Genomic DNA, 8,027 nt, shown 5'->3' on the forward strand with positions numbered 1-8,027 from the left:
TGTCACGACGGATAAGCTAGGAGGGACAACTTTTATTCTTTTGTGCAGGGGAGATCCATGGCTGCGATCAACCGTGACGACGTGGCGCATTTGGCGCAACTGGCTCACATCGAGATGAGTGACGACGAACTGGACCGCATGGCCACTGAGCTGGCAGTGATTGTGGATTCGGTCAAGAGCGTCAGTGAGGCTGCCGGGGATGACGTGCCCGCCACCTCACACCCGATTCCGCTGACCAACGTCATGCGTGAAGACGTGGTGGGTCACGTGCTGAGTGTTCAGGAGGCCCTGTCCGGTGCCCCGGACTCCGCCGACAACCGTTTCAAGGTGCCCGCAATTTTGGAGGAAAGCTAAACCATGACTGCCAACGAACTCATTCGTTCCAGCGCGTCCGCCATGGCCGCCAAACTGGCCGCCAAGGAAATTACCTCCGTGGAACTGGTCCAGGCGCACCTTGACCGGATTGCCGCCGTCGACCATGGCGAGCGTGGCGTCAACGCCTTCTTGTACGTGAACGCCGAGGAGGCGCTCGCCGTCGCCGCCGACGTCGATGCCCGCCGCGCCGCCGGTGAGGAACTGCATGAACTGGCCGGTGTGCCGATCGCCATCAAGGACTTGATCGTCACCAAGGGCCAGCCCACCACGGCCGGCTCGAAGATCCTTGAGGGCTGGATGAGCCCCTATGACGCCACCGTCATCAAGAAGATCCGTGCCGCCCGCATGCCGATGCTGGGCAAGACCAACCTGGATGAATTCGCGATGGGTTCCTCCACGGAGCACTCCGCCTACGGCCCCACCCGCAACCCCTGGGACCTGGACAGGATCCCGGGCGGCTCCGGTGGCGGCTCCGCTGCGGCCGTCGCAGCCTTTGAGGCTCCGCTGGCCCTGGGCACCGACACCGGCGGCTCCATCCGCCAGCCCGGCGCCGTCACAGGCACCGTCGGGGTGAAGCCCACCTATGGGGCAGTGTCCCGCTACGGCGCCATCGCCATGGCCTCCTCGCTGGACCAGATTGGCCCGGTAAGCCGCACAGTCCTTGACTCCGCCTTGTTGCAGGAAGTCATTGGCGGGCACGACCCGCAGGACTCCACCTCCCTGACCGACGCCTCCACGGGCCTTGTCGCCGCCGCCCGCCTGGGCAACGTTGCGGGCATGAAGATCGGCATCATCAAGGAGCTGCACGGCGAGGGCTACCAGGCAGGCGTCGAAAACCGCTTCAACGAATCCCTGGAGCTGCTACGCGGAGCCGGGGCCGAAATTGTTGAGGTCTCCTGCCCCAACTTCGGCTACGCGCTGGGCGCCTACTACCTGATCATGCCCAGCGAGGCCTCCTCCAACCTGGCCAAGTTCGACGGCGTCCGCTTCGGTGCGCGCACCCTGCCCACCGAGGGCCCGCTCACCATTGAGCGTGTCATGGGGGCAACCCGCGCGGCCGGTTTCGGTAACGAGGTCAAGCGCCGCATCATCCTGGGCACCTACGCCCTGTCCGCCGGCTACTACGACGCCTACTACGGTTCGGCCCAGAAGGTGCGCACCTTGATCCAGCGCGACTTTGCCGCCGCGTTCGAGCAGGTTGACGTGCTGATCTCCCCGACGTCGCCCGTCACGGCGTTCAAACTGGGCGAGAAACTCAACGATCCACTGGCCATGTACCTCAACGACGTCGCCACCATCCCGGCGAACATGGCCGGGGTGCCCGGGCTGACCCTGCCCGGCGGCCTGGCCGATGAGGACGGCCTGCCCGTGGGCATCCAGCTGCTGGCACCTGCCCGCGAAGACGCCCGCCTGTACCGTGTGGGTGCTGTCCTGGAGTCCCTGCTGGAAGCCCAGTGGGGTGGCCCCATCCTTGACCAGGCACCAGCACTTGCCAGCACAGCAGCCGAGGAGGCTAACTCATGAGCGTTGACACCATTTTGAGCTTCGACGAAGCCATGGAAAAGTACGACCCCGTCCTGGGTTTTGAGGTTCACGTTGAGTTGAACACCAAGACCAAGATGTTCTCCTCCGCCCCGAACGCCTTTGGCGACGCGCCCAACTCCAACGTCAACGAGGTGTGCCTGGGCCTGCCCGGCGTGCTGCCGGTCGTGAACAAAAAGGCTGTCGAATCCTCGATCCTGATCGGCCTGGCGCTGAACTGCAAGATCGCCCCGCACAGCACGTTTGCGCGCAAGCAGTACTTTTACCCGGATACCCCGAAGAACTTCCAGACCTCCCAGTACGATGACCCGATCTGCTACGACGGCTGGATCGACATTGAGCTCGAGGACGGCACAGTGTTCCACGTGGAGATTGAGCGCGCCCACATGGAGGAGGACGCCGGCAAGCTGACCCACATGGGCGGCTCCACCGGCCGCATCCAGGGCGCCGACTTCTCCCTAGTGGACTACAACCGTTCGGGTGTTCCGTTGGTGGAAATTGTCACCAAAACCATTGAGGGTGCCGGTGCCCGTGCCCCCGAACTGGCCAAGGCTTATGTTGCGGCCATCCGGGAAATTGTGAAGAACCTTGGCGTGTCCGAGGCCAAGATGGAGCACGGCAACGTCCGTTGCGACGCCAACGTCTCCCTGCGCCCGCACGGCCAAGAAAAGTTCGGCACCCGCACCGAGACGAAGAACGTGAACTCGCTGCGCGCTGTTGAAAACGCCGTGACGTTTGAGATCCGGCGCCATGCGGCCGTTTTGGATTCCGGCGTGTTGATCACTCAGGAAACCCGGCACTGGCACGAGGACACGAAGTCCACCACTTCGGGGCGCCCCAAGTCCGACGCCGACGACTACAGGTACTTCCCGGAACCTGACCTGGTGCCCATTGTGACCACGCCCGAGTGGGTTGAGGAGCTGCGCTCCCGCCTGCCCGAGCCGCCGGCGGAGCGTCGCAAGCGCCTGCAGGCCGACTGGGGTTACACGGATCTGGAATTCCGCGACGTGGTCAACGCCGGGCTCATGGACGAGATCGAGGAGACGGTTGCCGCCGGCGCCTCGGCCGCCGCCGCCCGCAAGTGGTGGATGGGCGAGATCGCCCGCCGCGCCAAGCTGGCAGACGTTGACCCCGCAGCGCTGGGCGTCAGCCCCGCAGTGGTGGTTGAAATCGAGAAGCTCATTGCAAGCGGTGCCATCAATGACAAGCTGGCCCGCAAGGTGCTCGACGGCGTCCTCGAGGGTGAAGGCACGCCCGCTGAGGTTGTCGCCAAGCGCGGCCTGGCCGTTGTCTCCGACGATGGCGCCCTCCAGAGCGCCATCGATGAAGCCCTGGCAGCCCAGCCCGAGGTTGCGGAGAAGATCCGCGGCGGCAAGGTCCAGGCAGTTGGCGCCATTGTTGGCGGCGTCATGAAGGTGACCCGCGGACAGGCCGACGCCGGCCGCGTGCGCGAACTGATCCTGAAGACGCTCGGCGTCGAAGGGTAGCGCTCCCTAGACGGCGGCGCCCTGGAAATTCCAGAACTTCCCGCGGAACTTACGGAGTACTTCAACGCGGGCCAGCCGGTCCGCGGCCAGCGGTAAATCCGCATTGACGGGACTACTCAGTCGCCTGTCAGCTCGGCCATGACTTCCGCCAGCGCCTCGGCCACCATCATGACGGATTCACGTTTCAAGTTTTCCGGGCGCACCAGCAAATCGATGCGCCGTTTGGTGTTGATCCCGGCCAGCGGGCGCAGGGCAACACCGGAATTCAGGGCCGGGCTGGAGGTGTACCTGGGCAGCAGGCCAATCACATCGCCGGTGGACACGAGCGCGGCCACCGTTGAGTAGTCGTTGATCCTGTGCACCACGTTCACGGGCATGCTGGCCATGGCGCCGACGGCTACTAAAACATCCGCGGGGGAGTAGCCGCTGCGGCTGGTGACCCAGGGGTAGTGGACCACATCGGCCGGCGACAGGGTTTCCTTGTCCGCCAAGGGGTGATCCACGGCCAGGGCCACATCGAGGGGTTCGTGGGCCAGTGGAATGACCTTAATCTGTTGCTCGGGCCAGGCCGGGCTGTGGTCCATCCGGTGGGCCAACACCAGGTCGTACTTGGCGCAAAGTGCCGGAAAGTCGTGCTGGGCCACATCCTCGTCGCTCAATCTGACCCGGGGGGCGCCGCCTGAGAGGCCTGCTGGCCCGCCGCGCTCGAGCGTCCGCGCATCAGGCTGGCGCAGCTCGGCCAGTCGCCTGACCAGCGGCGCGAACAGGGCCTGCCCGGCGGAGTGGAAGCCGGAGATGGACACGGAGCCGTGGCGGTCGCTCTGGTAGGCGCCAATGGCCGCGCGCGCCTTGGCCATGGCGTTGATGACGTCGGCCCCGGCATCGGCCAGGACTTGCCCGGCCTCGGTGAGAACCAGGTTGCGCCCGTCCTTGCGCGTGAGCGGGGTGTCCACCTGGCGCTGCAGCAGCGAGATTTGTTGGGAAACGGCCGATGAGGTGACGGACAAGGTCTCGGCGACGGCCTTGACGCTGCCCAGTTCGCCGAGTTCACGCAGCATGGCAAGTTGATGGAGTTCCACACCACAACACTATCATTTAGCGCAAGCTAAACCGTCGGTGGAGAAATTATCGATTGTGCTAAACAGTCTTGGCGGCTGTAATGGAATGCACACCACCAGGACAGGACAGTCAGCCATGAAAGCACTTTACAAGTCCGGCGCACATGCCGGGTTCGAACTCGTTGACCGCCCCGAACCCGAAACCGGCCTGCGGGACGTCAAAATCAAGGTCGCCACCACCGGCCTGTGCGGCACCGACCTGCACATCCTGGCCTGGGACGCCTGGGCCGCAGCCACCATCAACGCCCCGCTCATTGCCGGCCACGAGTTTTACGGCGAAGTGGTCGAAGTGGGCGCCGACGTCCGCGACGTCACGGTGGGCGACAGGGTCTCCGGCGAAGGCCACGTGGTGTGCGGCATGTGCCGCAACTGCCGGGCCGGCCGCCGCCACATGTGCATCAACACCATCTCCGTGGGCGTGCAGCGCGACGGCGCGTTTGCCGAATACGTGGTCATCCCCGAATCCAACGTCTGGGTCCACCACGACCCCTCCATCACCCCCGAACTGGGCGCCATCTTCGACCCGCTGGGCAACGCCGTCCACACAGCGCTCAGCTTCGGCCTGGTCGGCGAAGACGTGCTCATCACCGGAGCTGGCCCCATCGGCCTGATGGCCATCGCCGTCGCCCGCCACGCCGGGGCCCGCAAGATCGCCATCACCGACGTCTCCGAACCGCGCCTGGCCATGGCCGCCGCCATGGGCGCCGACCTGGCCGTCAACGTCGCCACCACACGCCTGACGGACGCTCAGCGCCAGCTGGGCATGCGCGAAGGCTTCGACATCGGCCTGGAAATGTCCGGCCACCCCACGGCCCTGCCGGAGATGATCGACAACATGAACCACGGCGGGCGCATCGCCATGCTGGGGCTGCCGAGCTCAGCCATCGACATCAACTGGGGCAAGGTTGTCACCCACATGCTCACCCTCAAGGGCATCTACGGGCGCGAAATGTTTGAGACCTGGTACGCCATGAGCGCCATGCTCTCCTCCAACCCCGTGCTGCGCAAAGCCGTGGCCAGTGTTGTCACCGACGTCCTGCCCGCCACAGAATGGGAGCAGGCCTTCGAGATCGCCAAGTCCGGCCGTGGCGGCAAAGTTGTCCTCGACTGGTCAGTCTTCTCCTAACATTCCCCAGCACGTTCCCCAGCACGACGGCGGGAGCCAGCCTTCCGCCGTCGTCCGCACCGTCCCCCACGCACCCAAGGAGTCCCATGTACACCGCCATGAAAGATGCGCTCACCGCCGAGCTGTCCGAGATCCGCACCGCCGGGCTGTTCAAGACCGAACGCCAAATCACCTCGGCCCAGTCCAGCCACGTGCAAGCCGGCCCGCTGGACGGTGCCACAGCCCCCGTGCTGAACTTCTGCGCCAACAACTACCTTGGCCTGGCCGACCACCCGGCCATCATCGACGCCGCCAAGACCGCCATGGATGAGCGCGGCTTCGGCATGGCCAGCGTCCGCTTCATCTGCGGCACCCAGGATCTGCACCTGCAGCTGGAAGCGGCCGTCTCCGCATTCCTGGGCACCGAGGACACCATCTTGTTCTCGTCCTGCTTTGACGCGAACGGCGGTGTGTTCGAGTCCCTGTTCGGCCCGGCCGACGCCATCATCTCCGACTCCCTGAACCACGCCTCCATCATTGACGGCATCCGTCTGTCCAAGGCCGCGCGCTTCCGCTACGCCAACCAGGACATGGCGGATCTGGAAACCCAGCTGCAGGCAGCGGCCGCCATGAACGACGGCGCCGGTGCCCGCCGCACCATCATCGTCACCGACGGTGTGTTCTCCATGGACGGGTTCCTGGCCCCGCTGGAAGCCATCTGCGATCTGGCCGACAAGTACGACGCACTGGTCATGGTTGACGACTCCCACGCGGTGGGCTTCATGGGCGCCACCGGTGCCGGCACACCCGAGCACGCAGGCGTCTCTGACCGCGTGGACATCTACACGGGCACCTTCGGCAAGGCACTCGGCGGCGCATCGGGCGGCTACGTGGCCGGCCGCGGCGAGATCGTCGCCATGCTGCGCCAAAAGGCCCGCCCGTACCTGTTCTCCAACTCCCTCGCTCCTGCCATCGTGGCGGCAACCCTGAAGGCGCTGGAACTGGTGGCTGGCTCCGGGGAACTGCGCACGCGCCTGTTTGAAAACGCCAACTTGTTCCGCAGCCGCATGACCGAAGAGGGCTTCGAGCTGCTGCCCGGCGAGCACGCCATTGTCCCTGTCATGTTTGGCGACGCCGTCGAGGCTGCCCGCGTGGCCAATTCCATGCTGGATCATGGCGTCTTCGTTACGGCGTTCAGCTTCCCTGTTGTTCCGCGGGGTGCCGCACGTATCCGCGTGCAGCTCTCGGCAGCCCACAGCGCCGACGACGTCGAAGCCTGCGTGCGTGCCTTCGTCGCCGCCCGCGGCACCGAGTAAGCGCTGCCGGACGCAGCGCACTTTGCGCCTGCGCTCCATCCGGCGTGGATCTAGCGCAGCTTTGAGAGCTGCGCTCCATCCGGGGCGGACCGTGCGCAGAGGGAAAGTGCGCGCTCGTGGCATGATGAAGCCATGACTTTTGCCTGGGACAACCGTGCACGCGTGCAGTTTGAGGGCGACGCCCACGTCAACGAGGACAGCTGTGGCTTCAACGGTCCCAACGCCTGGATTATTGACGGTGCCACCACCTTGCTGGCGCCCCTGGAGTTGCCGGCCGCCTCGAACCCGCAGTGGCTGGCTGCGGAGTTGAGCGCCGTGTTGGCGCAGGCCCCTCTTGACCCAAGCCGGCAGGGGGTGCGGGCGCTTCTGGCCGGGGCACTGGCGTCCATCGACGCCACGGCCGCAGCCCTGGCGGGGGAGGAGCGAGTGCGCTTCCCCAGCGCGGCCCTTTCAGTGGCCCAACTCAACGCCGGAGGTGTGGAGGTCGCCAGCCTGGCTGATTGCACAGTGGTGGTGCGCACGGTCGATGGCACCACCCACCTGGTGCGGGCCGAGCTCGCCGACGCCCGGGTCGACGCCGTCGAACCGGCCGAACGGCTGGCACAACTTCAGCTCGACCGCGAGCTGCGCAACACCCCCGGCCGGCTGTGGGTGGCCCGGCGCGAACCCGAGGCGGCCGACCACGCCGACGTGGTGCAGCTGGGCCGGCCCGAGATCATGGTGATGGCCACCGACGGGGCCTGGCGTGCAGTGGACCTTGGCCTGGTGAGCGGCCCGGCGGAATTCTTGGCCCGCACCAGCACCACGGTTGATGCGCTGGGGCTGCTGCACGAGCTGCGCGTTCATCAGGGCACGATTGGCGAGGTGTCCGACGACGCCACGGTGCTGACGCTGGCGCCGCGACAGTCCTGACGCCCGCCCGTTCCTCCCACCCCTCCGAATCTATGTGGCAGTTGTTGGATCAATCCGGGAATGTCATGTCTCATACCTGTGTAGACAGTTCATGTCTCATACCTGTGTAGACAATTGATGTCTCATACCTGTGTAGACGCTTCCGGTCTGAGTAGTGGCCAGACCGGGAGTG

7 protein-coding genes are annotated in these 8,027 nt (G+C 65.6%); 6 read left to right on the top strand and 1 reads right to left on the bottom strand.

Annotated elements, in window-relative coordinates; genetic code table 11:
- Positions 1 to 57: 57 nt before the first annotated feature.
- Genes gatC through gatB form a run of 3 tightly spaced genes read left to right on the top strand, consistent with a single transcriptional unit; the run spans position 58 to position 3,404 of the window.
- Positions 58 to 354 (top strand): Asp-tRNA(Asn)/Glu-tRNA(Gln) amidotransferase subunit GatC, encoded by a 297-nt coding sequence (gene gatC / locus ACX80E_RS13070; RefSeq protein ID WP_459302429.1) that lies wholly within the window; start codon positions 58 to 60, stop codon positions 352 to 354.
- 3 nt (positions 355 to 357) lie between these two features.
- The gene (gatA, locus tag ACX80E_RS13075; protein WP_459302430.1) at positions 358 to 1,899 is read left to right on the top strand and encodes an Asp-tRNA(Asn)/Glu-tRNA(Gln) amidotransferase subunit GatA; all 1,542 of its coding nucleotides are present in this window, start codon (positions 358 to 360) and stop codon (positions 1,897 to 1,899) included.
- Entirely contained in the window at positions 1,896 to 3,404 is a 1,509-nt protein-coding gene (gene gatB, locus ACX80E_RS13080) for an Asp-tRNA(Asn)/Glu-tRNA(Gln) amidotransferase subunit GatB (protein WP_459302431.1), read from the top strand. The genes gatA and gatB overlap by 4 nt, the downstream gene beginning before the upstream one ends.
- 116 nt (positions 3,405 to 3,520) lie before the next feature.
- Here gatB and ACX80E_RS13085 read toward each other — a convergent pair whose 3' ends face one another.
- The gene (locus ACX80E_RS13085; RefSeq protein ID WP_459302432.1) at positions 3,521 to 4,483 is read right to left on the bottom strand and encodes a LysR family transcriptional regulator; all 963 of its coding nucleotides are present in this window, start codon (positions 4,481 to 4,483) and stop codon (positions 3,521 to 3,523) included.
- Between the two features lie 115 nt (positions 4,484 to 4,598).
- On the opposite strand from ACX80E_RS13085, the gene tdh reads away from it, so the two are divergent.
- From tdh to ACX80E_RS13100, 3 genes are all read left to right on the top strand, one after another.
- Positions 4,599 to 5,648, top strand: coding sequence for an L-threonine 3-dehydrogenase (tdh, locus tag ACX80E_RS13090; RefSeq protein WP_459302433.1), 1,050 nt, complete (start codon positions 4,599 to 4,601; stop codon positions 5,646 to 5,648).
- An 86-nt stretch (positions 5,649 to 5,734) separates the two neighbouring features.
- Positions 5,735 to 6,943: a glycine C-acetyltransferase gene (locus ACX80E_RS13095; protein WP_459302434.1), complete on the top strand. Its 1,209-nt coding sequence runs from the start codon at positions 5,735 to 5,737 to the stop codon at positions 6,941 to 6,943.
- 132 nt (positions 6,944 to 7,075) lie between these two features.
- Entirely contained in the window at positions 7,076 to 7,855 is a 780-nt protein-coding gene (locus tag ACX80E_RS13100; RefSeq protein WP_459302435.1) for a hypothetical protein, read from the top strand.
- The last annotated feature ends 172 nt before the right edge of the window (positions 7,856 to 8,027 follow it).

The sequence above is a fragment of the Arthrobacter sp. TMN-49 genome, assembly GCF_054511095.1.